Here is a 24,194-nt window from a genome sequence, read left to right as displayed (position 1 = left end):
TTTTGTTGGCACAGATGAGAGATTGAGGCCATTTACGCGCCTCCGAAGCGGACTGTCCTGAGGAAAACCGGCAAAACAAGCCGCCTTCGACTTGGCTTGATCGGCTTGATCGGCTCTAGGACACCGCAGTGCCTCTCACTCTCGTCATCACGCTTCCCCGCACCTCACTTGTTCCATCGGTGCAGTCACTTGTCCGCACCCTCACTCCCCTCGCCACGCCTCTCCTTGGCATGGCCATCGACGCCAGCGGCCTGGGGCTGCCCGCGCGTCTCCTGCTTCACGCCGCGCTGCACACCACCCAGCAGCTACGTCACACAGACAGTGAAGGCAGCATGCCTGCACCGTTCACGACCCCGGCGACTCCGCTCTCCGGTTCAGGTGCGCAGCCTCGGTCGGTGACCCCGCCGACCACCTCCACTCCCGCATAGCGCCCATCGACTCCGGGGGGGACCAGCACGAGAAGCCGCCAGCCGCGGGTCGGGCCCATCGGCGGTCGACATGGATCGCCAGGCACGGACTACCGCAGGTGGCGCGCACGTCCCATGGATGCACCCTGTCAGCGGCGGCGGGCGTGTCGCGGGAGACTGTGACGCAGAAGTCTGCGTATCCGGCGCAGTGAGGGCCGGTACACACCGGGCCGCATGGTGTCGCCTCGTCCCAGGGGCACCTCGGGCATAGGGTGTCTGCACCCGGCGATCTCCAGCACGCAGGTGGCCGTATGCCCGGTGGCATCGCCGGTGCGGAGAGTGACGTCGAAGGGCTGGGGTGGGTCACCGGGGAGTTCGGCGGTGAGCGTGGTGAGCCTGCGGTGTCCCGCCTGGGTGCACTCGTAGCCGACCACCTTGCCGTCCACCAGCAGCTCGGCCTCATGTGTGGCCAAGCGTGTCTGCACCGTGACGGAGTGGCCTGCCACGTCGAGATGGAAGCGGGGAGAGCGGGACACGGGCACACCTCCCAGGTTCCCGTGAGCGGCCCGTACTCCCAGGATAAGCGGCGTCTCACGGCAGCGACCCGCCTCGCGGGGAGGCGAACGTTTCTCCTTGTGGATCCCGCCGGGCCGCCTGCAGGTGGAAGGAGTTGATCACCTGCAGGTGGAAGGAGTTGATCACCATCCGCGACCTGTCCTGATGCTTGGCCGACCGCAGCTTCTTCAGCAGCACCGCGTGCGGTTGGTCCCGCATGCCTGCCTCGTTCGACGCAGCCAGGCGGCGCCACCAGGTCATGCCGGAGCCGGACCCCAGCCTCTGCGGCAGGTGCGCCCGGGTGATCTCGGTATGCGGGATCTCGGGAACGAGTGTGAGTGCGTATGCGGCCACCGCGGACGCGGACCACAGCCGAGCACGGCGGATGTGACCGCGGTCCGAGCTGCCGCGTCCTGGGCCAACCTGCGCGCCATCCGGTGTCGAACCCGAGCTGCGGCTCCCTGCCGGGCGGTCAGCCGACCAGCCCGTCGCTGACGTGGTCAGGTGTCCGACGTGCTCCCGGCCCTCCGTACACCGACCCGAACTCACGATCGCCTCGGCTCGCTCCCGGGCGGGCAGCATGCCCAGCGCCGGCTCTGCATCGATCTGCCGAGCTTGTCGTGGACACGTCACTGGACGTGGTCCGAATGTACGGTCTGGCTGCTGCCAGCGGATCGCCCGGCCCTCAAGGTCACCTGCACGGCTCGGGCTCGGCGTCCTCGTCGAGCGCCCCTCGACCCCCACGCGCGCGAAGTGCAGCCCGTGCACGTGGCTGCCCGGGCCACGGTCGGTGGCGGGGAACGACAGGCGGGGGGGCGTCAGCGGCTGTGTGCTGCACTCGGGCGTCGGTGTCGGCGAGGGCGAACACCTACCGCTCGACGGCGAAACTGCCGGCGTTGAGGGTGCCGAGGTTGAGCAGGGCGGGGTGCTCCACGGCAGGGAGCAGGGCGGGGTCCTCGCACAACGGGCAGTGGAGCACGGCCCTCGACGACGAGCTGCTCGTCGTCGAGGGCACAGACGGTGTGCGCGAGCTGCTGCGAGGGCCACATATCGGGCCGACGGACTCTGGATGGCGAGGTCGGCACACCGGTACCTGGCCCGGGCGCGGCAGGGTCGGCGGCCGGCTGCCTTCTAGGTGGCCGACTTCTCACCAGGGTCTGGTTGGCCGCAGTAGCCCAGGGCTCTGCTGGAGCACATCCCCGTCGCGCTCAAGGTGTCCCAGGACCCGGGCCGGGGCGACGTCGCTGCGCGATGGCTCCGTTCAGGAAGTGGCCGACCTATTCGGATCGCATGAGGGCCTCATGCCCCGGGGTCTGCACCGGCGGCGTGGAGCTTTTCCGAAGCCAACCCCAGCTGGGCCTGGCCATCGCCCGCCCCTTCGGCTCTTGCGGCACGCCATTGATCAGCCGCACAGTTCCGCCTGGCCCGGCAGCTGCGGCCACCGAGCTTCGCGAGTGGGCTCCTCCCCGCTCATCGCTCACCGGCCGGTCTTCTGGAACAGCGCGAGCTGGTCCTTCACCCAGGGGTCGTACACCGCGAGCCGCTGCTTGGACGATGGGCAGAAGGTCGCCAGCTGGTCCTCGATCCAAGGGTCCGCGGGCTGCCGGGCGGCATGGTGGCGGTCGGAGGAGTGCTGAGTGCCACCGGTTGCGCCGACGGCCGGATGCTCCTCGGGCGCTTGGGCTGTGATCGCCGTCGCGGGACCGCCGCCGATCGCCATGGCGCCGGCGGCGAGCACCGTGGAAGCGCCGACTATCGCGATCCGTCCAGTCATCTGCATGATCTTCTCCCTCTTGCCGGGCCGCGTCGGCAGTGGTGCGGCGGGGCCCGGCAGCGCCCCTACCCGTTCCTCATGCCCCACACACACCCGAAGGCGGGACAATTCAGGCATTAGGCTTCTGCCCGGATTGCCTTACCAGTGGTACCGAGTAATCACCCTGTGTAAGGTCCCGAGGAACCCACCGGCGTACCGCAAGCCAGGCGCCTCGCAGTCCCCCGGCGGGTGCACGGGGCCTGTTCCGTGACACTCCCCGCGAGGATGAGGTCGTCCCGCGACAGGGATGGCAAGGTGCGGTTCTTCACGCCGCGGGCGGCGCTCCGCGGTCTCTTCGACCTCTGCGGTCTGGGGCTCCGAACCCGCTGTTCCCTCTACCGTTTCAACGTCCCTGCGCACCGACGCCACCCACATCGCCGCACCGCCCGCACGGGCCGGGGTGGAACGGGTCCTGCTGCCAGGGCGAGCCGATCCCGGAGCAATCCCCGACCCGCGACGCCGTGCCGTGCCGAGCCGGAGGCCACGGCGAGCTTGTGCTCCGGCGGGGTGCGGAGACCGCGCGGTGGCTTGGCGTCAGGCGGCGAGTGTCTGCGTCGCCTTGGTCGTCGTCGTGCGGTCCGCTCGCAGTCGTTCCAGGAGCGCGTCGGCGGCGATGAGGGCTTGGTCCACCGACTGGGTGCCGGTCATCACGCACAGCGTGTAGGAGGCGTCCTCCAGCTCTCGGCTGGAGTGACCGGTGGGGTGCAGGTCATGGCGGAAGCGGGCGTCGGCGAAGCGGGCCAGTACCGCGCGTAGTTCCTTCTCCGCAGGCAGCAACACAGCGACAACCTTTTCGAAAGGCGGGCCGTTTGACGGGGCCCGCGACGTCCGTGAGCGCGCATCCGCCTGAGGACTGCACGGCTGGAAGCGGTGGATGCGTACTCCAGGGAGTCGTGTGCCCCGACCTGATCACCGTATGCACTTTGCTGCCGCACTCGGCTGAGGGCACTTCTTCACGGCGGAGACCTGTATCCCGGCTCTGCCTGTGCCGCGCTGAGTCACTCGTCCGGGTTGAGCTCGTCGTACACCAACTCCACCAGTCTCTCGGCCTCGGGCGTACAAGGGTCAGCGGAGATTTCGTAGTACCCGCCCAGGGTCGTGATCACGTCCTTGTGGGAGTCGTCGTGCTCCTGCTGACCGTCTTCCCGTTCCTTGGAAGTCCGGGGGTCGGCGTCGGCGCTCCGCCACCACCAGATCCTGTTCCGGATCTCGTCCTTCGACAGGGGACCGTCCAATGTGATGTCCCTGCCGTGGACCTTCGCTGTGATCCTCGCCGAGTCCGCGCCGGTAGCCATAGGCGCTCTCTCCTTTCCCGCGAAGCGGACGCCGTCGGCGCCTTGCGTCGATCACAGCAGCGGCTACCCGCCGAAGGCCATGTCTCACGGTGTATTGGAGGGGTGTCCGCACCTCACCGGCTGTCGCGGGGCCGGGCTGTCGGAGGGCGGGGCCGCGGCACGGCCGGCTACCTGCTCGTGCCGCCGACAGCCGGGCTTACTTCCTCCACCTGGCGGCCAGCACCGGCGGCCCATGGCAGCCACCCGTCAGCGGTGATCGAGCAGCTCGGCTTCGATCCTTCAAGGGACTGGGCCCGCCACGGTAGGCGCTGTGGCTGCGACCGTCCGACACCGAGGTGCCTTGCAACGATCCCGGGTAACGATGTGCGAGATGTACCTTACGGGCGACGGCAGCGGCCGCTTGTCGGCGTGGCGGTCCTGTGCTCGGGTCCGCCACGGCTCAACGGCTTCGACCGAATCGGGTACGCGGCGCATCCGCCCTACGACGAGTGGGCCGCCTACCTCGGCTAAGCAGTTCTCGCCAATGTTCGACGTGGGGTCGAAGGAACGCGTCTGGGGGCCCGGCTGATGCCGAGCCCCTAGAAATTCGTGGCGGGGTCCTGCGACCTCTGGGTTACGAACCCAGTGAGTTACCGAGCTGCTCCCCCCCGATTCGGTGGTGCCGCTCTACGCCGGCTGCGCGGGCCGGCGCGGGACGTCAGCCGCGGACGATGTTCTCCGCCTGGGGCCCCTTCTGGCCCTGGGTGACGTCGAACGTGACCGTCTCGCCCTCGACCAGCTCGCGGTAGCCGTTGCCGGTGATGTTGGAGTAGTGGGCGAAGACGTCCGGTCCGCCGCCGTCCTGGGCGATGAAACCGAAGCCCTTCTCGGAGTTGAACCACTTCACGGTGCCGCTGGCCATACTGCGTCCTTCGATCTTGCCGGGGGTGCCGGCCGGGATGAGTAGCGGCATCTGCCCTTGCGGGAAGACGCCATCGTCCGTTCTACCCCGACCAGGGCCGTGTCATTCGATCATCCGTCCACGAGTCGGACGCGGTCTGGCCCGATGGACGCCGTCGGCCCGGGCAGTGGCCGGTCCGCACGGCTGAATCCGGACACGTGCCGCTCTCTCCGCCCGTGGGCGGACAGTGCTGACGCACCCGCGTCGTGACCATCGCACGGGAGCTCCTGCCCGCGGTCGGGCCGACCGGACTGAGCTATGCCCCGCCGGCCGAGCGAGCCGGGGGCACCCGCCAGACCCTCTACCAGCACTATCGGCACCACCGGCACTCACCCAACCGTGCCGCCCTGCTCCTCGACCTCATCCTCGAAGGACCCGACCTCGGCGACTGCCCCGAACCGGACAGCGAGGTGGCGCGGGCGCCCTGCCTCAGCAACACGCCCCCTCCGGAAACCGATCACACACATAGGTGACCACCACCTGATCACCCAGTCGCCGAGCAGCCTGCCTACGACCCCGGTGCATGCAGGGCCGGTCGGCACGGGGCGCTGCTGCCAGGTCCACTGCGTCACAGCTGCGAAGCGACCGCCATAACTGTGGTTGATTCCGCCCTCGACGGACCTGCCAGGATTCGACCAGTACGGGACTTCTTCTCCAGGCGCGCCGAGATCGCGTCGAACTCTTCATCAGCTCGGAGGAAGGCGACGTAGCTCTCGTCGATCCGGGCGCTGCTCGCCGGCGCCGTGCCGATCGCCACCTTCACCCTGCGTAAGTCCCCCGCCTCCGAGCGGCAGCCCCCGGCAGGCCCCGGTGTCCCTGCTCGGACGCCATCCGCACAATGGCGGGGATCGCGTACTCACCGGTGGGCTTCCCGGGCCTCTCGGACTGCGGGCGGTGCTGGCGCACGTCATGCCCTCCGGTGCCAGGATGGTCGTGTCGCGGCGAAGGGAGCGCATCGGTGGTCTGGTCGGCCAGCTCGACCCGCGCCGTAGCCAGGCACCCGCCGCATCGCTGCCCGCGCTCCTTGAAATGGCCAGGCTCGCTGCCCACCAACCCGACGGGCCGACAGGCCGACAGGCCGACAGGCCGACAGGCCGACAGGCCGACAGGCCGACAGGCCGACAGGCCGACAGGCCGACAGGCCGACAGGCCGACAGGCCGACAGGCCGACAGGCCGACAGGCCGACAGGCCGACAGGCCGACAGGCCGACAGGCCGACAGCACCGCTACCCCTTATCCAATCCAGTAAGGCATCACGCCATGACCATCCCGCGCGCCTTCCCTCTGGAGCCCACCTCGATCCGTGTGTCCGATGAGGTCCTCGATGACCTGCGCGCCCGTCTCACGCTGACTCGTCCGCCGCTGGAGGAGGGCAATGAGGACTGGTCGTACGGCGTCCCGGACAGCTGTCTCCGTGAGCTGGTGGCCTACTGGCGGGACGGCTACGACTGGCGCAAGGCCGAGGCCGCCATCAACGTGTACGAGCACTACGAGGTGAGCGTCGCCGGTGTCCCGGTGCACTTCATACGCAAGCCCGGCCGGGGTCCTCGCCCGATCCCCTTGATCCTCACCCATGGCTGGCCGTGGACGTTCTGGCACTGGTCGAAGGTGATCGACCCGCTCGCCGATCCGGCCGCGTTCGGCGGTGACCCCGCCGACGCGTTCGACGTCATCGTGCCGTCCCTTCCCGGCTTCGGTTTCCCCGGCCCGCTCACCGGCTTTCCTGACGTCAACTTCTGGAAGGTGTCCGACCTCTGGCACACCCTGATGACCGAGACCCTGGGTTACGAGAAGTACGCCGCCGGGGGTTGCGACATCGGCGGAGTCGTCTCCAGTCAGCTCGGCCACAAGTACGCCGACGAGCTCTACGGCATCCACATCGGCTCCGGGCTGCCGCTCGACTTCTTCACCGGTCCCCGTGCCTGGGACTTCGCCCGGAATCAGCCCCTCACCGACGACCAGCCCGCCGACGTGCGTGCCCGCATGATCGAGCTGGACCACCGCTTCGCGTCCCACCTCGCCGTGCACATGCTCGACGGTGCCACCCTGGCCCACGGGCTGAGCGACTCACCCGCCGGGCTGCTCGCCTGGCTGCTGGAGCGCTGGAACGCCTGGAGCGACAACGGCGGCGATCTCGAATCCGTCTTCACCAAGGACGACCTGCTCACCCACGCCACGATCTACTGGGTGAACAACTCCATCGCCACGTCGATGCGTTACTACGCCAACGCCAACCGCTATCCCTGGTCCCCCGCCCACGGCCGCACCCCGGTCGTGCAGGCCCCGGTCGGCCTCACCTTCGTCACGTACGAGAACCCGCCCGGCATCCACACCGCCGACGAGCGCGTCCGGGCGTTCAAGAACGGCCCGCAGGCCGATTGGTTCAACCACGTCAACGTCAACGCCCACGACCACGGCGGCCACTTCATCCCCTGGGAGAACCCCGACGCTTGGGTCAGCGATCTGCGCCGCACCTTCCACGGCCGCAGGCCCTGAACGACCCCGTAGGCTCGTCAGGCAACGGGCTGAACGAACATGACGCGCGCGGACTACGCCGCCGATCCCTGGCCGGCCTCTCCCGGATCCCCCAGCGGCCGGGTCAGCGCATCATCCGCTTCCGCCCGGCGCCCCGGCTCCGTCTCATCCAGCTCCCAGTAGTACCGGCAGTCATCGCACCGGTACACCGGGATCCTCGCGTCGATCGTCAGTACGGCCCCGTGCGGGCAGCCGCTGCCATCACCGCGACCCACGCACTCCAGCTCACTGGTAGCCCCCATGCGGTCGACCGTGCGCCGAACCTGCGGGACTCGGGCAGAGTGCAGGTGGGGCGCACAGGCGCTCACATCCGGCAACACACCCCAGCACCCATCGGCAGCCTCAGAGGGCTCCTGTCGGCTGGATGACCGGCCGGGTTGAACGGAGAGCAGGGGGCGGCGTGGACGTGGAATGTGCAGCATGGGCTGCGGGTGAGTGGCGAGAGGTGTTGTCCTGGTACGGCCGAACGCTGACCGATCCTCCCCTCACTCCACCGCCCGCTCACGCCTCCCGGCGGACTCGGGCGCAGCGCGCTGGGTTGGTGAACGTCGCTGCTCCCCCCGGGGTCGTGTTCTGCCGCGGGGTGTCAGGGAGCGGGAGGCAGGGAGAGCTGGGTTGAGGCGTGGTCCCGGTAGTCCCTTGGTGGTACGCCATAGGCGTTGCGGAACGCACGGCTGAAGTCGGCGGCTCGGGAGAAGGCCCAGCGAGAGGCAATCCACGGTGCAGGTAGCTGACGGAGATGTGGTGTGCGGCGGCGATGGCCGGCGGGGTCAGTTGGGGATCTCGCAGGTACTGCCGGATGAATGCCTGGATCCGCAGGACCAGAGCGTGCCGCGCACTGTTGGGCGCGCTGCTGTCGTCCGCGTCGAGGTGGTGGGCGAACAGCGCGGTCAGCAGTTCGAGGAGTGCTGCGTCAGCTTGGGCAACCCCGCTTTGGCCTCTGAGCGGCAGGATCAGCGTGTAGAGCCGAGGGTCGGACCGCCGGACGAGTTCCGGCGTACGACGGATGGTCGCGAAGTTGCCGGTGGCGACACTGCGGGATGCTGCTCGCAGGGTGTCCGGCTTGCCGTTCGTCGGAGGCGTGAGCCAGTGCGGGGGCGACTTGCGGGTGGGGGCGCTTGCCGTCCTCTCCGGATTTTGGCGCAACGAAACAGCATGCGTGGCACTCCGCCTGAGCCCCCTGTGGATCCTCACCGGATGCGAGGTGAAGGGCGCCGCGTGTTTACTCTGCGTCAGTGCGTTGAGCCCCCTCCTGTTCGGTTTGCGGGACAGCCGCTCCAAGGGCTGGCCGGGGCAAGTTTCGGCTGTCGGGATCACGTCGGGCCACTCTGGTTCTCGCTGCCACGTGCCTGGGCATCACAGGCTTGGCGACGTCGGCAGCCCACGCCGACGTACGCGCCGCGCTTCGTACTGATCCCATGGAAGGGGGTGCCGATGGCGACCTGGGGGCTGATCCGCGAGACGAACGTGAAGCACTGGGACAGCTACATCACGGAGACACACGTGCTGGCATATGTGGAAGGTACGTACGAAGAAGCTCTGGCGGAGCTGGAACGGCATGCTCGGCACGCATTGGCTCATCATCCCAAGAGGCGAAAGCGCCGCCGGCTCTTCCGCGACGGCGACGACTTCCTGATGGTCGTCGATGACGGCGCCTGGCGGTCCTCGGGCACCCGGTTCACGGCCGCGGAGTTGCTGGAGGACACCGCCGCACCGGCGAAGCCAACGAACGCATGCGAGCCCACGAAGGAGTCGATGGATACACGCGAGGCCACCGAGCCTGAGCCCGTGGACATCATGCCGTCCGCCTCGCCGTCCGAGGAGCGATACCCCGACGGCGTGCCAGTCAAGCCGAAGTGGCTGGGCCGCACCGATCTGCCTTGAAAGGCCCTCTCTGTCCTGGATTTGGGGGCTGCGGTGGGGGGTTTGCGTGGTCATCCGTCAGGGCGTCTTCTACCCACATGTCCGTCAAGCCTGTTCCGCACGGCTACCAGACCGTGACGCCTTGGATCATCTCTCGCGATGCCGTGCAACTCATCGACTTCATGAAGAGGGCGTTCGACGCGGAGGAACTCGCGTGTCTCGCCGACAAGGACGGACGCATCGAGCACGCAGAGGTACGGATCGGTGACTCGGCGGTGATGATGTTCGACGCGCGGCCGGAGTGGCCGCCTACCCCCGGCTTCCTCCGCCTCTACGTCGAGGACGCCGACGAGGTGCACCGACAGGCTGTCGCGGCCGGCGACACTTCTGTCACCGAGGTCACGCATCTGTTCTTCGGTGACAGGGTCGGGCGGGTGCGCGATCCACTGGGGAACCTGCACTGGATCCAGACCCGAGTGGAGGACCTGAGTTCGCAGCAGATGGAACGCCGGCTCGGCGAGCCGGAGTTCATCCGACGGCCTTTCGATGCGCGCGACTGAGACACGTCGGGCCTATTCGTCAAAGGACCGTTGGTCGCCCATTCCAAGGGCGACCAGCCCGTACCGTAGTCTTCGCGTAGGTTCGGGTCGGCCCCCCGACTCAACAGTTCACGCACCGTCTCGGTGTGTCCCCAGCACGCGGCCGCGCACAAGGGTGTCCCCTCCGAGCCACGCTCCCCTGCTCTCAGTGTCAGGGGAGGCACCCGCCTTTAGGAGCAAGCAGAGTTGCTTCGAGGAGGTCGCGGGAGAGTTTCTTCTGCCGACGCTGCTTCATGTCTGGCGAGGGTCGTGGTCGTCAAGGGGATGTGACGAGTCATATCCGGTCCCCTTCTCGACGCCCCGGCGGCCTGGCCGCCCCTCACCGGCCACGGCGACCACCGTAGGCCCGGCAGCTAAGCGGCGGGGCTGGCCGACGGCACCGCCGGCGCCGACCGACGAGCTTCCTCTCACCTCGCTGCTAGTCTTTGCGGGTTCAAGATGACTCAGGGGGAGTCCGTGTTCACGTCGGTTACCACGGATGGGCCGTGGCTGTTGGCTGTCGCCGCACTGGTGATCCACTGCTCCGCCATGGCGAAATGGATACCCATCCAGAGGTTCTGGAGGGTTTATCCCTTCATCTGGGTGGTGTGCGGTGTTGGAGCGGTGAGCTTCGGATCCTGGCGCGGCTTCGACCTGGCAGACATGCTCGTCCTGTGCTCGTTCGCGCTCCTCGGGCTGACGATCGGCATGTACCCGACTCGCAAGCTGTTCGCGGTGTGGGCGCACGAGATCAACGAAGGGGTGACGCGCGAGCGATACGACTATCCGCGCTCACACCTGGCGTTCTGCGGTGTCTCCGTGCTGGTCATGCTGGCCGCCGCGGTCCTGTTGACCCACTGATGTGCTGTTGGCCGGGGCCCGGCCGTGCCCGGCACACGTGTGACTGACCGTTCGGCGCGGCCGCGCCGCGCTGTCCCGCGTGCGTCACGGCGGCCACGTGACGTGGCCGTGCCCGTGTGGCCGCGAGCGGTGTCCAGGAGCATGCGGTGGGGCCGTGTGGTGGAGTTTCGCCCACGCCCTGCTCCTCGACCACTGGTCATCGGGAGAAGAGGCGCACTTCCGGGTAGCGGTCGGACCGCCCGTCGAACAGACCTTGGTCGTCCCGGCCGCGCAGCCAGCGGTCGAAGAAGGCAGCGAGGTAGGTCCGTTGGGCGCTGATCGCGCGCCTCGGCGCGATGGTGCCGATGTTCTCGACGACAGTCTTCCGGGGGAGGCCGAGCCGGTGGGCGATCTGCGGGATGACTGCCTCCGCGTCGGTGTAGGTCGCGTGCCCTGCGCCCTGCAGGGTCAGGCCCCGGTGCCAGCCGTGACTGTGCCGCCACAGGGAGTCCCAGGACGGCACAGTGCCGCAGTCGTTGCCTTCCTTGCCGATCAGCAGGAACGGGCGGTCGAGGCCGTTGGCGGCGACGGTGGAGAGGTTGCCGGGGGTGCTGTCGTCCTGGACGTATGCGAGAACGCCGTCGAAGTCGGCTGCTGCTGCGATGCGTGGGTCGTCGTGCATCGCCTGCAAGGCGGTGAAGCCTCCTGCGGACTGGCCGAACATGCCGACGTGGTCCAGGTCCAGCGTGCCGCGCAGATGCCGGGGCAGCGCACTGGGCAGTGCGTCGAGGACGAAGCGGGTGTCGGCCACTCGTACGGCCAGCGTCTTTTGCAAGAGCGCGGTGATGCGGTCAAGGTCCGGGTACGCCTTGGCGAACTCCGCGGGAAGAACGGTGCTTTCGACGCGACCGCCGGGGAACTGAACAGCCGTGGCGTCGTAGGTGTGGTCGAGTGTCACCACGACGTAGCCCCGGGAGGCAAGGTCGTCGCAGAGCGTGGTACCCAGGGAACGCGGGTCTCCGGCACCGGGTGAGTAGAAGACCACCGGGTACGGGCCTCCGTCCCGGTCGGCCGGGGCGCCTTCATGAGCGTGCGTGCGAGTGGCCGACCAGTCGACCTCATCGCCGGGCACACCGGAGAAGTTGTTCAAAGCGGCGAACCCGGCGGCTTCCCCGGGGAGCATCTGCGGTGCGGTCGGGTACGCGCCGACGGCGCGAGCCGGATAGCGGATGCCGATCATGAGCTCGCGGTACGGCTGGGAGGTCATCCAGGGGTCGGGGCGTGAGGCATCGACGAGGCGCAGTGAGATCGTGCCCACGGGGAACGGCCCACTGAGTGCGGGCAGTCTCAGCCGCACAAGCCCGGCCTCGCGCGGCGCAGCGGAAGCTGTTCGTGCGGAGACGGCGGACAGGGTGACGGCGGCAACAGCCGACAGCACGACGGCGCGGCGAGTCTGCATGGCAAGCCTCCTCGTCTGTACGTGTGCAGAGCCTATCTGTACGTGTGCAGAGCCCCTTCACCTTTGCGGATCTTCTCGGCCACCACCATCCGGGAGGCCGGTTGACGCATACGGGGGCTACCTGTACCCCGTTCGTATCGAACTGGGCTGATCTACACGGCTCCTGCCTGTGCACTCAGCTCGGCTGCTGGCACCGGATCGGCGAATGAGGTGGCCTGGAGGTGCATGTGTCGGTAGCGGGGCTGGTTCTGTCCACGTCCGGTCTGCCGAGGGTCGAGGAGGAGGCGGGAGTCGCTTCTCGCGGACGGTGAGGTCTGCGGAGGGCGATGCCGATTAGCTGCAGCGGCTGTTCCAGGCCGTCCACCCATGGCGAGCACCTTCGCGGGGGGCCGGGTGCTGCGGTTCTTCGCCGACAGGCGGACGGAAGGTCGGCGGGTCGGGGAGGTCGCCGGCCTGGACAGTGATCAGTTGAAGGGCGTGTACGGCGTCACGCGGGGTCCGCCCACTCCTCGCGCAGCATTCCAAAGAGGACGCGGTCGTAGCGCTCCCCCTCCACCAGCACAGCCGACCGGCGGCGGCCTTCTTCGCGGAAGCCCAGCCTGGTGAAGGCGCGCACGGCACGCTCGTTGCCGCTCCAGGTGTCCAGCTCCAGCCGGCTCAGGCAGTACGCCCCGAACAGGTGGCCCACGATCAGCCGCAGCGCGTCACTGCCGTGGCCACGGCCCCAGAACTCCCGCTCGCCGATGGTGACTCCCAGGGTGGCCACTCCCACGTAGGGGTCCAGGTCGCGGTAGTCGGCCATGCCTATCACCTTCCCGTCTGCCAGGTCCTCGACCGTGAACACGGCCGACTCCCTGGGGTTCAGTCGCAGCATGGTGTCGAAACCGAGCCGGATCGCTTCCGCTGTGACCGGGCCGAACAACGGGTCACCGCCGGCCGCCCAGCGCACCACCTCTGGGTCGTTGCGCCACCGCACGTGGTGCTCAGCGTCTTCGGAGCGCAGCGCGCGCAGTCTTACCAGCGTTCCTTCGAACATGGAGCAAACCTAATCGATCGCCCGGAGCCGGAACGAGCCAGGCTGACCGCCACTTTCGTAGGAGGTGGCGGTCTTGTCGTGCCTCTGTTGGCGTCCGCTCCACGGTGTTGCGTCGACGGTGCGTCTCGCGGTCGAAGCTGGGTCGTCTGCCGGCGATCATGTGGTCGGGGCGGCGCGGGGCGCGGCTGCGTTTCTGCCGAGGTTGCGCACAGATGCCGTTGTGGTGTTGGTCATCGAGCGAGGGCGTGATCGTCGCTAGGACGCGTCGGCGTAGGCGATATGGGTGCCGCAGACGGTGCAGCGGAAGAGCATGGCGGTCGCCCCTTCGCCCAGGTTGGCGAGGAAGTGTTCAAGGTGGCTTTCGTCGTGCCAGCCGTCGAGGCGCATGTCGGCCCGCAGTTGGTCGAGGGCTTCGGGATGCGCCGCGAGCTCGGTGTACCCGACTTCGCCCACGAAGGCGGCCGCGTCCTGGCAGTGGACGAGCCAGTGCGGATCCTGCCAGGCATGGAAACCAGGGGTGCGGCGGGTGACCTCGTGCAAGACGTCCTCGCTGACACCGTCGAGCCCGTAGGAGTCGGTGAATTCACCCGCGAAGCGTTCGGCAGCGCTCCCGTCTGCGATGCACCACGGGCAGAAGCGGCCGCTGACGTCCTGGGCGGTGTAGAAGGTGGCTGTGTAGATCCAGCCCGTGTTGCGCTTGCAGCAGGCGCACGTCTCGGGGGTCGCCCGGATCGACCCGCTTGCGACTGGGTCCGGGTGATAGCGAAAGAAGGGCAGGCCGGCACTCATCGCCGGGTCCCGATCTGCACCCTGGTGGCCATGCCTACCGATCCCATGGAGAGCAGTCTGTCCGCTGGCAGGTCCCCGATCAAGCGCGGTGTCGGACTCCTTGCGACCCAGCCGATTGAGACAGCTTGCCGCGAGGTCGACCCGCTCCACCCCGGGCGCGGCTCCGGGTGCCGGGACGGCCGTACGGCATCCAGCATCGCGCGGCTCCGCGGTCGGACGAGCTCCAGTTCGGAGTGGTTGAAGTGACGACGTTGGGTCCAGGCCGCGCGGCCGAGGGGGCGCCGGCCACAGATTCCAGCGACGAGCCGGGACGCTGAAGAGGTTGAGAACGGGGAGCCTACGGCGGTTTCGTCCCCTAGCTTTCACCGCATGGCCTCCTCCGTCGATCCTGAATACCGTGACCGTGACCGAGAGGAAGTTGCTGAGGCGCGGCCGCGTTTGGTGACCCGGGCGCTGCTACTGCGCTTTGTGACGGTCGTCAGCTCCTCGGCGAGCTTCTATCTGCTGCTGTCAGTCGTCCCGGCGTACGCGCAGGGCCTGCCGGGCGGGGGCAGCGACAAGGCGGGTCTGGTCACGGGTGTGCTGATGCTGGCCACGGTGGCCGGCGAGCTGATGTCCCCATGGCTGGCCGCACACTGTGGCTACCGGGTGCTGCTGGGGGCGGGGCTGTTGTTGCTGGGTGCTCCTGCGCTGGCCCTGACCGTGTCGCGCAGCATGGTGTGCATCGTGGCGGTGTGTTTCGTCCGGGGGCTCGGTTTCGCGTTCACCTTGGTGGCGGGTGGGGCGCTGACGGCGTCGCTGATCCCGCCCGAACGCCGTGGCGAGGGGCTGGCCCTGATCGGCGTCATGGCCGGTGTGCCCTCACTGGTGGGTCTGCCGCTCGGAACCTGGCTGGCTTCGAACGCGGGATACGGGCCCGTCTACGTGGCTGCGGCACTGATCGGCCTGGTCTCCATCGCCGCCGTCCCGGGGCTGCCCGGCCGGGAAGCGGTGTCGGGGCCGCCCCTGGGGCTCTTCGCCGGGGCTCGTTCCGGGCCGCTCGGCCGTCCGACGGTCGTGTTCGCGGCAACCGCGGTGGGCGCGGGGATCGTCGTCACCTTTCTGCCGCTGGCGGTGGCGCCAGGCTGTTCCGGCGTGGTCGCCGCAGCGCTGTTCGTGCAACCGGCCGCCGCGACCGCGTCCCGTTGGTTCGCCGGTCGGCGCGCCGACCGGCGTGGAGCCGCCGGGCTGGTCGTGCCGGGACTGATCACGTCGGCCGCCGGCATCCTCGTCGTTGCCCTCACTGGCGTCCCCGTCGCGGTCGTCGTGGGTGCGGCCATCTTCGGAGCCGGCTTCGGCATCTCCCAGAGCGCAACCATCACGCTGATGTACTCCCGGGTCCCCGCCTCCGGGTACGGGACGGTGAGCGCCCTGTGGAATGTCGCCTACGACGCCGGCATGGGCGTCGGTGCGGTCGGTTTCGGCCTGGTGGCCGGTTCGACCGGCTACCCCTGGGCATTCGTCCTGACCGCGCTGTTGATGCTGACAGCCCTCGTTCCGGCCTGGTGGGACCGGACGGCATCGCGCACACCACGTGCGGCGGCCGGGGGGCGAGGTGTGAGGCCCGACGCATGACTCATGAATCGTGAGACGTTCGGTGGCCATGGCGGTCATCTTTGGGCTCGTCGAACCGGGCGTTGCTGTCCAGGTAAGTGCCAACCGGCACCTCTCCCCCGACAGAGAAGGCACACCCGGCATGCATCCGCTTCGGCCGCTCGGCCGCCGCTCGGCCCTTGTGATGTTCACCGACTGAGGCGGTAGCCACCGAAGAAACACGTCAGTAGCCTTGGCGCCTCACACTCCTTACAGACGGAGGGCTTCTCACATGACCACCTCGTTCGTCCGTCCCGAGCCGCCGTATTACGCAGTGATCATCACCACCCGGCCCGCCGCGGATCTTGAAGGCTACGCAGCGATGAGCAAGCGGATGGCCGAACTCGGTGAAGCGCAGCCCGGTTATCTCGGCCGCGAGTCGCTGACGGACGAGGACGGCCGGGACCTCGTGGTCATCTACTACGCGGACGAGGCATCGATAGCGGCATGGAAGGCCCACCCCGAACACCTCGACGCACAGCGGCTCGGACGTGAACGCTGGTACTCCTCGTACAGCGTGGAAGTCGCGCGGGTGGAGCGCGCCTACGCCTTCAGTCGCGACTGAGGGGAGCGATCGCGGGTGCTGCGGGTTCCCCGCCTCCGGGTGAACATCGCCGTGGTGTCGACCGTCGCCGCTCTTCGCGCTGTCGCAGGGGCCGGGTTTCGCTGAGGCCGCCTCAGGTCCGGGTCTTGCACAGCTCGCTGACGTTCGTGCGGGCCGCCGGGCGGTGATGGGCGGCGGGGCCCCGCGCGAAGGCTCGCAGGGCGTTCTCCGTGGCGATCACGGAATGGATGCCCGGACCCTGAGCCGTGATCTCCAGCGGCTCGGGGACGGGGGCCGCGGGTGTGACCCGGTCGTATTCGACGCCGACCAGGTGGTCGAGACCGTCGCCGGGCCGTAGGCCCGTTCCTTCGTACAGCCAGTGGTCCGCCGCGTGGACGACGTACGGCGCGTCCGTCGGGTAGCCCTCGTAGAGCACTCCGGTGAGGGAGGACTCGGGGTCCGCCGCCGGGCTCTGGCGGAAGTCGGTGGTCACCAGGGCGGGCTGGGCGGTGTAGAGGGCGTCGGACCCGGCGGAGGACTTGTAGCAGACCACCGTACGGTCCGGCTGCGTCTGCCCCTGCTCCAGGCGGACCCGGCGGAAGCAGATGTTGGCGCCGAGGAACAGCACGTTGGTGCCGGCGTCGCGGGCCTGGGTGACATGTCGGCGCTGCTCCGGGGTCCAGTACTCGTCGTGCCCGAGACAGACCACCGTGGCCGCGCCGCGCAGGATCTCCGGGTCGCGGTGCACGTCCGTGCCGGTGGTGTAGGCGAGGGGTATGCCGAGCCGTTCCGCCAGCACCACCGCCGCCCGTTCGTACACCATGAACTTCTCAGCGCCGTCGGCGTCGTAGGGGCGGTCGAAGCTGACGGCCAGGGAACGGGTGGCGTACGCGCCGGAGGCACCGGCGTAGAGGCTGTAACCGCCCCACCGGTTGTAGGCCTGCCAGGTGGCCGAGGCGTGGATCAGGACCGTTCGGCCCGTACCCTGCGTGGAACGCACGATCAGCGGGATGTAGCGCTGGTGGCCGCTGTCCGCCTCCAGCCGCAGCAGATACGCGCCCTCCGGACAGCCGGCCGTGCCGAAGGTGAGCGTGCGCGGCCAGTCCGCGCGCACGGTGCGGGTGTCCGACAGGAAGCGGGGTTCCGGCCGGACACGGCCGCGTACACGCTCGGACGACCACACGAGCCGGGCCTGGGTGCCGCCGTACCAGCCGACTCGGAAGGCCGAGACCCGGAAGGACGACGCGGTCGTCGAGACGTACAGGCCGCACTCCTCGCCCGGCGTCACGCTCACCCGGTCCGCGTAGCCGGCGACGGCCGGGGCAGGACCCCGGGACGTGATGCACCAATCGGGGTCCCGGACCGGTCCCGGTCCACTTCTGGCCGGTGGGAGAGGGCCGCCCGGTGGTGCCCGTGCGTGGGGGCGGACGCGTCACAGGCGGCGACCGTCAGCGAGGCGATCCCGAGGCCGGTGCACGCCCCGAGAAAGCGCCTGCGTCCGGGCCGCCCTGCGTGTGCCGTCCCGTGGTCCGGACCCCCTTGCCGGGCGTCGCGAGGACAGGTCGGGACCGACGGTGACCGCCCTGTCACGCGAGCTGCTCGTGACGGGAGTGGCCGGAAATCGGGGTGCGCCCCCTTCCGCCCCCGCCGTTGCCGTTTATGATTCAACTACATCCGGTGCCACGAGGAGGTCGCACCATGGCGGAGCTGGGTCTGGCCGACACCGTCGGTATCCTGCGGCAACCCGGTGTGCGGACGCGGCACAGCAGTGCCGGGCTCGGGTGGGAGCGGCTGTACCTCTCCACCCAGGAGGAGCAGCCCTACCGTGCCGCCTTCGATCCGGCCCCCACTCATCTGCTGATCCTGCACCTGAGCGGCCCCGTCACCGTGCGGCGGGGACAGGGCGCGGACACCCGGTCGCGGACGATCCCGGCCGGTGGGCTCTTCCTGCAGCCGGCCGGCCGTACCCTCGCCGTCGAACTCGGCGGCACGCTCGACACGGTCCACGCCTACCTCACCGACGACGCGCTGTGCGAGGCGAACGACGGACGGCCCGTGGAGCTGTCCGAGGAACTAGGCACCACCGACCCCCTGGCCGAGCAGCTCCTGCTCGCGCTGGCCGGCGCGGTGCGCTCGTGGGAGCCGTCGGCCCGTACCTACACCGACCATCTGACCGGGATGCTCGCCGCGCAGCTCGTCCGCCGGCACGGTGTCCGGGAGGCGGTGCCTGCGGACAAACGGTCCGGACTGTCCGCACGCCGGCTCGCCGCCGTCCGCGCGCTCATGGAGGAGCGGCTGGCCGAACCGCTGCCGATCGCGGATCTCGCCGACGCGGCCTCGCTGAGCCGCAGCCAGTTCACCCGGCAGTTCCGGGCGAGCACGGGACAGTCGCCGCACCAGTTCCTGCTCGCGCTGCGTCTGGAGCGGGCGTGCCGACTGCTGCGCACCGGTACCGACCCGATCGCCGAGGTGGCCGTCGCCTGCGGGTTCTCCCACCAGGAGCACCTCACCCGGGTGATGCGCGCCCGGCTCGGCACCACCCCGGCCGCGCTGCGCCGCTCGGGCTGACCGGGGCGCCCGACTCCCAGCGTTCCGGCACCAGCGCCCCTCCCCGGCCCACCCCGGTGCACAGCGCCGCCAGCCACGTGCCCGCGCCGTGCCGGCCGCAGCCGGCTGGTGCGCGACCACTCCCAGGTCCGCCTTGGCGAGCACCCTGCGGATCGCGTCGGCCGGCCCGAGCCCGAGGTACTGCGGCTCGGGGCCCGTCACCGCCGCCGGCCGCACCCGCGCCGGCGGCTCACCCCCGGTCGACGCCCGCCCCGCCGCCTTGCGGCGAGGCGTAGGCGGCGGTGAGGGTGCCCTCCGCGCGGAACGCCGGTTCCGGCGTGGCGAGGGGGGGACCAGGGAGGTGTCGTCGCGGCTGCTGCCCTCGCGTGGACGGCTGACGTCCTCGGCCGGGACAGCCCCGCCCGACGGACGACCGTCCGTCCGTCACGTCTGCCAGGGCCTCACCGGCGTCGGCACGTGTTCCGCGAGCGCATGCTCCCCTAACGCGCCAGGACGTGGCGGAGTGCGCCGAGGAGGTCCTCCCGTGCCGCCTCGTCGGTCTCGGCGGCGGTGGTGCGGCGCCAGGCGACGTGTCCGTCCGGGCGTACCAGCAGCACGCCGTCCTCGGCGATCTCGCTGACGCGGCTCCATTCGCCGTAGGCGTCACGGTAGTTGTCGTCACCGACACGGACCACGCGCAGCCGTACGCCGAGGGCGTCGCCGCAGGCGCGTGCGGCGGTCTCCCAGACACCGCCGGACAGGCCGGTCAGCACGGTGAAGAGACCGTGGCCGACGACGTCCAGCGTGGAGACGCGCTCGCCCTGGGCGTCGACCAGCCAGGCGTGCGGCAGTTTGGCGCCCGGCCGGGTCGTCGGCTGGTGCACCAACTCGCGGTCGGCCGGCCACACTTCGGCCGGGCTGTCGTCGGGGAGCACCGCGGTGGAGACGTACCGCTGGTTCATCTCCACGCCGTGCGCGTTGAACTCGTAGTTCTTCAGCTGGATCGCCTCTTCGAGCTGCCGTCTCTTCTTGGCGCCCTCGGGTGTCCCCTCCCGTAGCGCCGCGATCCCCTCGGCGATGGCCTCCGCGTCGCTGCCGCCGCCGACACCGAGCACATCGAAGATCGGCCCGAACTGGTCGCGGCTGAGGTTGGCCCGCTCGACGATCTGCCGCCCCACGGGGGCGCGTTCGGCGGTGTAGCTGTCGAGCAGCGCGGGTCCCGCCTCGCCGCGGATCACCATCGCGAGTTTCCAGGCGAGGTTGTACGCGTCCTGGACGGAGGTGTTGGAGCCCAGTCCGTTGGACGGCGGATGGCGGTGCACGGCGTCGCCGGCGCAGAAGACCCTGCCGGTCGAATACTCCTCGGCGTAGGCGTGGTTGACGGTCCACAGCGAGGTCGACGTGATCTCCACCGGCAGGTCGGGATCGCCGACGAGGTCGCGCACGATCTTCCGGGCGGCCTCCTCGTCGACACTCGGCGGCGGCTGCTCTATGTCGTAACCCCACACCAGCAGCCACTCGTTCCACGGGCGGACCATCCGGACCAGGCCCATGCCGATGCCTCCGGTGTCCGCGCCGGGCTGCAGCACCCAGTACAGGACGCTCGGACGGTGGGCGCAGTACCGGGCGAGGTCGGCCTTGAAGACGATGTTCATGCTGCCGGCCTTGGCCATGCGGCCGGCGAAGGGCAGGCCGAGCTGCTCGGCGACCGCGCTGCGCCCGCCGTCGGCGCCGATCAGGTAGCGGGCCCGCACCGTGAACTCGTCCCCGCGGACCCGGTCGCGCAGCAGGGCGGTGACCCCGTCCTCGTCCTGTTCGAAGCTGATGAACTCGGTGTCGAAGCGGACCTTGGCGCCGCGGGCCGCCGCGTTGTCGACCAGGATCGGCTCCAGGTAGGTCTGCGGCAGGTCGATCATCTCGCAGGGGCTCTTCGCGGAGTACTCGGTGGCCGTCGCGGGGCCGGTGCCCCAGCTGCGGATGCGGCCGATCTCGTCGCCGGTCAGCGCCGTGCACAGCACGGTGTCGCCCATCAGGTGCGAGGGGCTGCCGAGGGCCAGCGCCTCGGACTCGACGCCGAGGTCGCGCAGGACCTCCATGGTGCGCTGGTTGGTGATGTGCGCGCGCGGGGTGTTGGCGAGCCACCCGTACTTCGTCACCAGCAGGGTGCGGACGCCGTAGGTGGCCAGCAGCAGGGCGGCCGAGCCGCCTGCGGGGCCGCTGCCGACGACGAGGACGTCGGTGTCGTACGCGTCGAGCGGGTCGGTGGTCGTCATGGGTGTGCGCTCCTCGGTCATCCGGCCTGGGGGGCGAGACGGAAGGTGTAGTCGAGCCGGCACCACGGGCCGTCGACCGGACGGCCGTCGGGGGTGGGGCCGGACCCCGGTGTGAAGTCCACGACGAGTTCGTCCTTGACTCCGAAGACGGTGTCGCTGTCCAGATACGCTCCGCCGGCCACGAACAACTGCGTGACGAGCCGGCGATGGCCGGTCGCGTCGAACATGAAGTGCAGGTGGGGCGCCCGGTAGGGGTGGCGGCCGACCGCGTCGAGCATCTGCCCGACCGGTCCGTCGGCGGGAATCGGGTAGTGCGAGGGCAGGATGGACCAGAAGGTGACCCGCCCCTGGCTGTCGCTGCGCAGCCGACCGCGCAGCACCGGCCCGTCCAGATCGGGGAGTTGGACGTCGTAGAAGCCGTCCTCGTTGGACTGCCACACGTCCACCACCGCGTCCTTGACCGGCTCGCCGTCGCTGTCCGTGACCCGTACGTCCACCCACAGCGGTGTGCCGTGCAGGCCGCCGGAGATGTCGCTGCCGAGCGGGGTCTCGGGCGGGCCCTCCACGTAGAAGGGGCCGAGCACCGCGGACGGGGTGGTGTCGGGCGTGCGGGAGTTGGTGAGCAGGTCCACGGCGCTGGAGACGCCGAGGGTGTCGGACAGCAGCACGAACTCCTGGCGGGTCGGAGTGCAGATCTGTCCGGTCCGGGTGAGGAAGTCGATGGCGTACTGCCATTCGGCGTCGGTGACGTCGTTGTCGGCGACGAAGGTGTGCAGGTGCCTGACGAGGTCGGTCATCAGCGTACGGACCCGGGGGTCGGGGGTGTGCGCGAAGCTGGCCACCACCTCCTCGGTGAGCCGGGCCAGCTTCGCCTCCGTCGAGGGCGGGCCCTGCGGGCGGCGTCCCTGCCAGGCGCCGGCCAGCAGCTCGCCGATGCCCTCGGTGGTCAGTTCGCGCGGGTTGGGGTACGGCGTCGCGGCGGCCAGCTCGGCCGCGCGTGCGAGGTCGGACTCGGCCATGCCGAGTTCGCGCAGCGAGGTGGGGCCGCCCAGGGAGACGATCAGGTCGTACACGCCGCTCGGCGCGTCGGGCACGCCCAGGGCGTCGGCGACGCGGCGCATGACGTCGGGGACGGCGGGTGCGTTGTAGGCCATGGCGTGCGCCAGCACGACGGTGTGGGTCTCGGCGTGCGGCAGGCCGAAGCTGCCGCCGAGGGTGTGGCACAGCTTGTGGTGCAGTCCCATGCCGACCGTGGCGAGGCAGGTACCGGCGAGCCAGGCGGCGTGCAGCAGGTCGGCCCGGGCGTCCGGGTCGGCCGGGTCGGCGGCCAGCCGGGGCAGTGCCGATGCGATGCCCGAGATCGCGTCGAGCGCCTGCCGGTCCGTCACCGGGTTGGCATCGGCCGAGTACAGGGCCTCGACGGCGTGCGCGAGGGCGTTGACGCCGCTCGTCACCGTCATGGGAAGCGGCAGGGTGAGGGTGAAGTCGACGTCGTAGACGGCGGTCTCGGGCAGGATCGCCGGGGAGGACTGGGTGACCTTGCGCCCGTCCCTGGTCTCGCCGAGCACCGGGGTCACCTCGGAGCCGGCGTAGGTGGTCGGCAGGATCACCTGCGGGAGGTCCGTACGCAGGGCCAGCGCCTTCGACAGGCCGGTCGTCGAGCCGCCCCCGACGGCCACGACGACGTCGGCCGAGGCCTGCGTGAGCACGTCGAGCGCCTGCTCGGTCACCTCGACCGGGGTGTGCATCGCGGCGCCGTCGAACTCCGCCACGACGAGGTCTCCCAGCGCCTCGCGGACCCGTGCGGCGGTCCCGGCCAGGGGCCGGCTGGACAGCAGCAGGACACGGGAGCGGCCGAGCCGCTCGACCTCCTCGCGGAGCCGGCCCACCGTGCCGGATCCGAAGACGACCCGCGAGGGACGGGATGTGTAGACGAACGTCCGCATCGAGTTCTGCCTCCGCCTGTCATCAGGTGTGCGTCGATGGCTTGGATCACCGAGTGTGCGGAGGAGGGCGGCACGTCGTCCTGCACGATGCGCGCGCCGGGCTGCACGAAACGCGCGTGTGTACCGGGGCCGGCGCACCGGGGGGCTGCTTGCGCCGCCTCCCTGTGCCGGAGACCGGCGGCAAGCGCGCCCAGGCCCGCTGGGTCGCCGGGACGGACAGGGCGGAGCCGGGTATGGCATGGCATGGCATCGGAAGCTCGTTACTCCGTTGGCAGGGCGCGGTTCAGTCGTCAAGGAACCGGGCGGCTTGTACGGCCGTTCCGGCGGGGAACCGGGCGGCTTGTACGGCCGTTTCGGCGGGGAACCGGGCGGTTTGGACGACCGTTCCGGCGCGCGACACGCTCAGTCCAGGACCGCGGTGGCTTCGATCTCGACCAGGTGCTCGGGGACGTCCAGCGCCGCGACGCCGATCAGCGTGACCGGTGGCACGGGAGTGACCCCCAGCTTCGCGGCCGCCCGGTTGACTCCCTCCAGGAGCGCGGGCATCTTGTCGGCAGTCCGGTCCACGACGTAGAAGGTCAGTTTCGCCACGTCGTCGAAGGAACCACCGGCCTCGGCCAGCGCGCTGGCGATGTTGAGGTAGCACCGCTCGACCTGCGCAGCGAGGTCGCCCTCGCCGACCGTGACCCCTTCCGCGTCCCAGGAGACCTGCCCGGCGATGAAGACCACCTTCGAGGTTACTCAGGAACCGTAGGAGAGTGTGCGTTGACATGGAAGGACGCACTTTTCGATGACTGGGGAACCTGATAGTGACCAAGCAGTTCAGCGGCTCGGCCGAGGATGCCGACCTGCGGCGCGCCGACTCCCTGGCGCCTCACCCAGAACCTGCGCATGCTGGAGCGCAACGGCCTGGTGGAGCGGACCGTCCACCCCACCGTCCCGCCCCGTGTGGAGTACACCCTCACCGAGGCGGGCTGCGGACTGCGGGCGACGGTCGACGGGATGTGCGAGTGGACCTACCGGTACTTCCGGCACATCGAGTCCGCCCGGCGACGCTTCGAGGCCTGACGGGTCGGCGCACGCGGCACGGCGTTCGGGCGGGGCAGGGCCGAGCGCGCACACGGCGCGGAACCAGGGACGTG

Annotated in this window: 22 protein-coding genes and 3 pseudogenes; 9 read left to right on the top strand and 16 right to left on the bottom strand. The window is 69.8% G+C overall.

Going from position 1 to position 24,194, the window contains the following annotated elements; genetic code table 11:
- Positions 1-556: 556 nt before the first annotated feature.
- The 7 genes from C3492_RS13275 to C3492_RS13250 form a co-directional block, all read right to left on the bottom strand.
- A complete protein-coding gene (locus C3492_RS13275) occupies positions 557-880 on the bottom strand; it encodes a hypothetical protein (RefSeq protein ID WP_146075680.1) in 324 nt (107 codons plus the stop codon).
- Positions 881-998: 118 nt separating this feature from the next.
- A complete protein-coding gene (locus C3492_RS46880) occupies positions 999-1,181 on the bottom strand; it encodes a hypothetical protein (RefSeq protein ID WP_146075679.1) in 183 nt (60 codons plus the stop codon).
- 649 nt (positions 1,182-1,830) lie between these two features.
- Entirely contained in the window at positions 1,831-1,977 is a 147-nt protein-coding gene (locus C3492_RS44600; protein ID WP_181140343.1) for a hypothetical protein, read from the bottom strand.
- Between the two features lie 462 nt (positions 1,978-2,439).
- Positions 2,440-2,742: a hypothetical protein gene (locus C3492_RS13265; protein WP_103811947.1), complete on the bottom strand. Its 303-nt coding sequence runs from the start codon at positions 2,740-2,742 to the stop codon at positions 2,440-2,442.
- A gap of 567 nt (positions 2,743-3,309) precedes the next feature.
- Entirely contained in the window at positions 3,310-3,555 is a 246-nt protein-coding gene (locus tag C3492_RS13260) for a DUF5133 domain-containing protein (RefSeq protein ID WP_103811946.1), read from the bottom strand.
- Positions 3,556-3,773: 218 nt separating this feature from the next.
- Positions 3,774-4,070, bottom strand: coding sequence for a hypothetical protein (locus C3492_RS13255; protein WP_103811945.1), 297 nt, complete (start codon positions 4,068-4,070; stop codon positions 3,774-3,776).
- 697 nt (positions 4,071-4,767) lie between these two features.
- Positions 4,768-4,971, bottom strand: coding sequence for a cold-shock protein (locus C3492_RS13250; RefSeq protein ID WP_103812030.1), 204 nt, complete (start codon positions 4,969-4,971; stop codon positions 4,768-4,770).
- A gap of 245 nt (positions 4,972-5,216) precedes the next feature.
- Here C3492_RS13250 and C3492_RS13245 point away from each other — a divergent pair, with 245 nt between their 5' ends.
- Entirely contained in the window at positions 5,217-5,483 is a 267-nt protein-coding gene (locus tag C3492_RS13245; RefSeq protein WP_258055673.1) for a TetR/AcrR family transcriptional regulator, read from the top strand.
- Positions 5,484-5,578: 95 nt separating this feature from the next.
- Here C3492_RS13245 and C3492_RS13240 read toward each other — a convergent pair whose 3' ends face one another.
- On the bottom strand, positions 5,579-5,767 hold the full coding sequence (locus C3492_RS13240; RefSeq protein WP_146075678.1) for a hypothetical protein: 189 nt from the start codon (positions 5,765-5,767) through the stop codon (positions 5,579-5,581).
- A 503-nt stretch (positions 5,768-6,270) separates the two neighbouring features.
- Here C3492_RS13240 and C3492_RS13230 point away from each other — a divergent pair.
- The 3 genes from C3492_RS13230 to C3492_RS13210 all read left to right on the top strand — a co-directional run bounded on the left by C3492_RS13230 (position 6,271) and on the right by C3492_RS13210 (position 9,968).
- Positions 6,271-7,506, top strand: a complete 1,236-nt coding sequence (locus tag C3492_RS13230) for an epoxide hydrolase family protein (protein ID WP_103812029.1) — start codon at positions 6,271-6,273, stop codon at positions 7,504-7,506.
- Positions 7,507-8,979: 1,473 nt separating this feature from the next.
- Positions 8,980-9,429 (top strand): hypothetical protein, encoded by a 450-nt coding sequence (locus tag C3492_RS13215; RefSeq protein WP_103811943.1) that lies wholly within the window; start codon positions 8,980-8,982, stop codon positions 9,427-9,429.
- Positions 9,430-9,506: 77 nt separating this feature from the next.
- Positions 9,507-9,968, top strand: a complete 462-nt coding sequence (locus C3492_RS13210) for a VOC family protein (RefSeq protein ID WP_103811942.1) — start codon at positions 9,507-9,509, stop codon at positions 9,966-9,968.
- 23 nt (positions 9,969-9,991) lie between these two features.
- Here C3492_RS13210 and C3492_RS13205 read toward each other — a convergent pair.
- Positions 9,992-10,187 (bottom strand): annotated as a pseudogene (locus C3492_RS13205) (ankyrin repeat domain-containing protein); the annotation flags it as partial.
- Positions 10,188-10,463: 276 nt separating this feature from the next.
- Here C3492_RS13205 and C3492_RS45665 point away from each other — a divergent pair.
- Positions 10,464-10,847: a hypothetical protein gene (locus C3492_RS45665; protein WP_258055672.1), complete on the top strand. Its 384-nt coding sequence runs from the start codon at positions 10,464-10,466 to the stop codon at positions 10,845-10,847.
- Positions 10,848-11,043: 196 nt separating this feature from the next.
- Here the strand turns inward: C3492_RS45665 and C3492_RS13195 are convergent, their stop codons facing one another.
- The 3 genes from C3492_RS13195 to C3492_RS13185 form a co-directional block, all read right to left on the bottom strand.
- Positions 11,044-12,285, bottom strand: a complete 1,242-nt coding sequence (locus tag C3492_RS13195; protein WP_103811941.1) for a hydrolase — start codon at positions 12,283-12,285, stop codon at positions 11,044-11,046.
- A gap of 487 nt (positions 12,286-12,772) precedes the next feature.
- Positions 12,773-13,321, bottom strand: a complete 549-nt coding sequence (locus C3492_RS13190) for a GNAT family N-acetyltransferase (RefSeq protein WP_103811940.1) — start codon at positions 13,319-13,321, stop codon at positions 12,773-12,775.
- A 255-nt stretch (positions 13,322-13,576) separates the two neighbouring features.
- Entirely contained in the window at positions 13,577-14,110 is a 534-nt protein-coding gene (locus C3492_RS13185; RefSeq protein ID WP_103811939.1) for a CbrC family protein, read from the bottom strand.
- Positions 14,111-14,479: 369 nt separating this feature from the next.
- Between C3492_RS13185 and C3492_RS13180 the strand changes: the two genes are divergently transcribed.
- Positions 14,480-15,724 carry an MFS transporter gene (locus C3492_RS13180; RefSeq protein WP_103811938.1) on the top strand — a complete coding sequence of 415 codons (1,245 nt, stop codon included), beginning with the start codon at positions 14,480-14,482 and terminating at the stop codon, positions 15,722-15,724.
- 250 nt (positions 15,725-15,974) lie between these two features.
- Positions 15,975-16,307 (top strand): antibiotic biosynthesis monooxygenase, encoded by a 333-nt coding sequence (locus C3492_RS13175; protein WP_103811937.1) that lies wholly within the window; start codon positions 15,975-15,977, stop codon positions 16,305-16,307.
- A 112-nt stretch (positions 16,308-16,419) separates the two neighbouring features.
- Here C3492_RS13175 and C3492_RS13170 read toward each other — a convergent pair whose 3' ends face one another.
- Positions 16,420-17,580 (bottom strand): N,N-dimethylformamidase beta subunit family domain-containing protein, encoded by a 1,161-nt coding sequence (locus tag C3492_RS13170; protein ID WP_258055671.1) that lies wholly within the window; start codon positions 17,578-17,580, stop codon positions 16,420-16,422.
- A gap of 404 nt (positions 17,581-17,984) precedes the next feature.
- On the opposite strand from C3492_RS13170, the gene C3492_RS13165 reads away from it, so the two are divergent.
- Positions 17,985-18,854 (top strand): helix-turn-helix domain-containing protein, encoded by an 870-nt coding sequence (locus tag C3492_RS13165; protein WP_103811936.1) that lies wholly within the window; start codon positions 17,985-17,987, stop codon positions 18,852-18,854.
- A 479-nt stretch (positions 18,855-19,333) separates the two neighbouring features.
- Here C3492_RS13165 and C3492_RS13160 read toward each other — a convergent pair whose 3' ends face one another.
- The 3 genes and pseudogenes from C3492_RS13160 to C3492_RS13150 form a co-directional block, all read right to left on the bottom strand.
- A complete protein-coding gene (locus C3492_RS13160) occupies positions 19,334-21,106 on the bottom strand; it encodes an FAD-dependent monooxygenase (protein WP_103811935.1) in 1,773 nt (590 codons plus the stop codon).
- A 17-nt stretch (positions 21,107-21,123) separates the two neighbouring features.
- Positions 21,124-23,052, bottom strand: coding sequence for a maleylacetate reductase and hydroxyquinol 1,2-dioxygenase domain-containing protein (locus tag C3492_RS13155; protein WP_103811934.1), 1,929 nt, complete (start codon positions 23,050-23,052; stop codon positions 21,124-21,126).
- 402 nt (positions 23,053-23,454) lie between these two features.
- Positions 23,455-23,787, bottom strand: a pseudogene (locus C3492_RS13150) (RidA family protein); the annotation flags it as partial.
- Between the two features lie 71 nt (positions 23,788-23,858).
- Here C3492_RS13150 and C3492_RS13145 point away from each other — a divergent pair.
- Positions 23,859-24,120: pseudogene (locus C3492_RS13145) on the top strand (winged helix-turn-helix transcriptional regulator).
- The last annotated feature ends 74 nt before the right edge of the window (positions 24,121-24,194 follow it).

This window comes from Streptomyces sp. Ru62, from assembly GCF_002920615.1.
Taxonomy (GTDB): domain Bacteria; phylum Actinomycetota; class Actinomycetes; order Streptomycetales; family Streptomycetaceae; genus Streptomyces.
Note: the sequence above shows the minus strand (reverse complement) of the source record. Positions and strands in the feature narration are given on the sequence as shown.

Coding starts and splice junctions, on each gene's coding strand:
- C3492_RS13185 (WP_103811939.1), bottom strand. CDS start 14,110: ATGAGTGCCGGCCTGCCCTTCTTTCGCTATCACCCGGACCCAGTCGCA.
- C3492_RS13210 (WP_103811942.1), top strand. CDS start 9,507: ATGTCCGTCAAGCCTGTTCCGCACGGCTACCAGACCGTGACGCCTTGG.
- C3492_RS13175 (WP_103811937.1), top strand. CDS start 15,975: ATGACCACCTCGTTCGTCCGTCCCGAGCCGCCGTATTACGCAGTGATC.
- C3492_RS13160 (WP_103811935.1), bottom strand. CDS start 21,106: ATGACGACCACCGACCCGCTCGACGCGTACGACACCGACGTCCTCGTC.
- C3492_RS13250 (WP_103812030.1), bottom strand. CDS start 4,971: ATGGCCAGCGGCACCGTGAAGTGGTTCAACTCCGAGAAGGGCTTCGGT.
- C3492_RS13190 (WP_103811940.1), bottom strand. CDS start 13,321: ATGTTCGAAGGAACGCTGGTAAGACTGCGCGCGCTGCGCTCCGAAGAC.
- C3492_RS13230 (WP_103812029.1), top strand. CDS start 6,271: ATGACCATCCCGCGCGCCTTCCCTCTGGAGCCCACCTCGATCCGTGTG.
- C3492_RS13215 (WP_103811943.1), top strand. CDS start 8,980: ATGGCGACCTGGGGGCTGATCCGCGAGACGAACGTGAAGCACTGGGAC.
- C3492_RS13165 (WP_103811936.1), top strand. CDS start 17,985: ATGGCGGAGCTGGGTCTGGCCGACACCGTCGGTATCCTGCGGCAACCC.
- C3492_RS13265 (WP_103811947.1), bottom strand. CDS start 2,742: ATGCAGATGACTGGACGGATCGCGATAGTCGGCGCTTCCACGGTGCTC.
- C3492_RS46880 (WP_146075679.1), bottom strand. CDS start 1,181: ATGCGGGACCAACCGCACGCGGTGCTGCTGAAGAAGCTGCGGTCGGCC.
- C3492_RS13195 (WP_103811941.1), bottom strand. CDS start 12,285: ATGCAGACTCGCCGCGCCGTCGTGCTGTCGGCTGTTGCCGCCGTCACC.
- C3492_RS13255 (WP_103811945.1), bottom strand. CDS start 4,070: ATGGCTACCGGCGCGGACTCGGCGAGGATCACAGCGAAGGTCCACGGC.
- C3492_RS13155 (WP_103811934.1), bottom strand. CDS start 23,052: ATGCGGACGTTCGTCTACACATCCCGTCCCTCGCGGGTCGTCTTCGGA.
- C3492_RS13180 (WP_103811938.1), top strand. CDS start 14,480: ATGGCCTCCTCCGTCGATCCTGAATACCGTGACCGTGACCGAGAGGAA.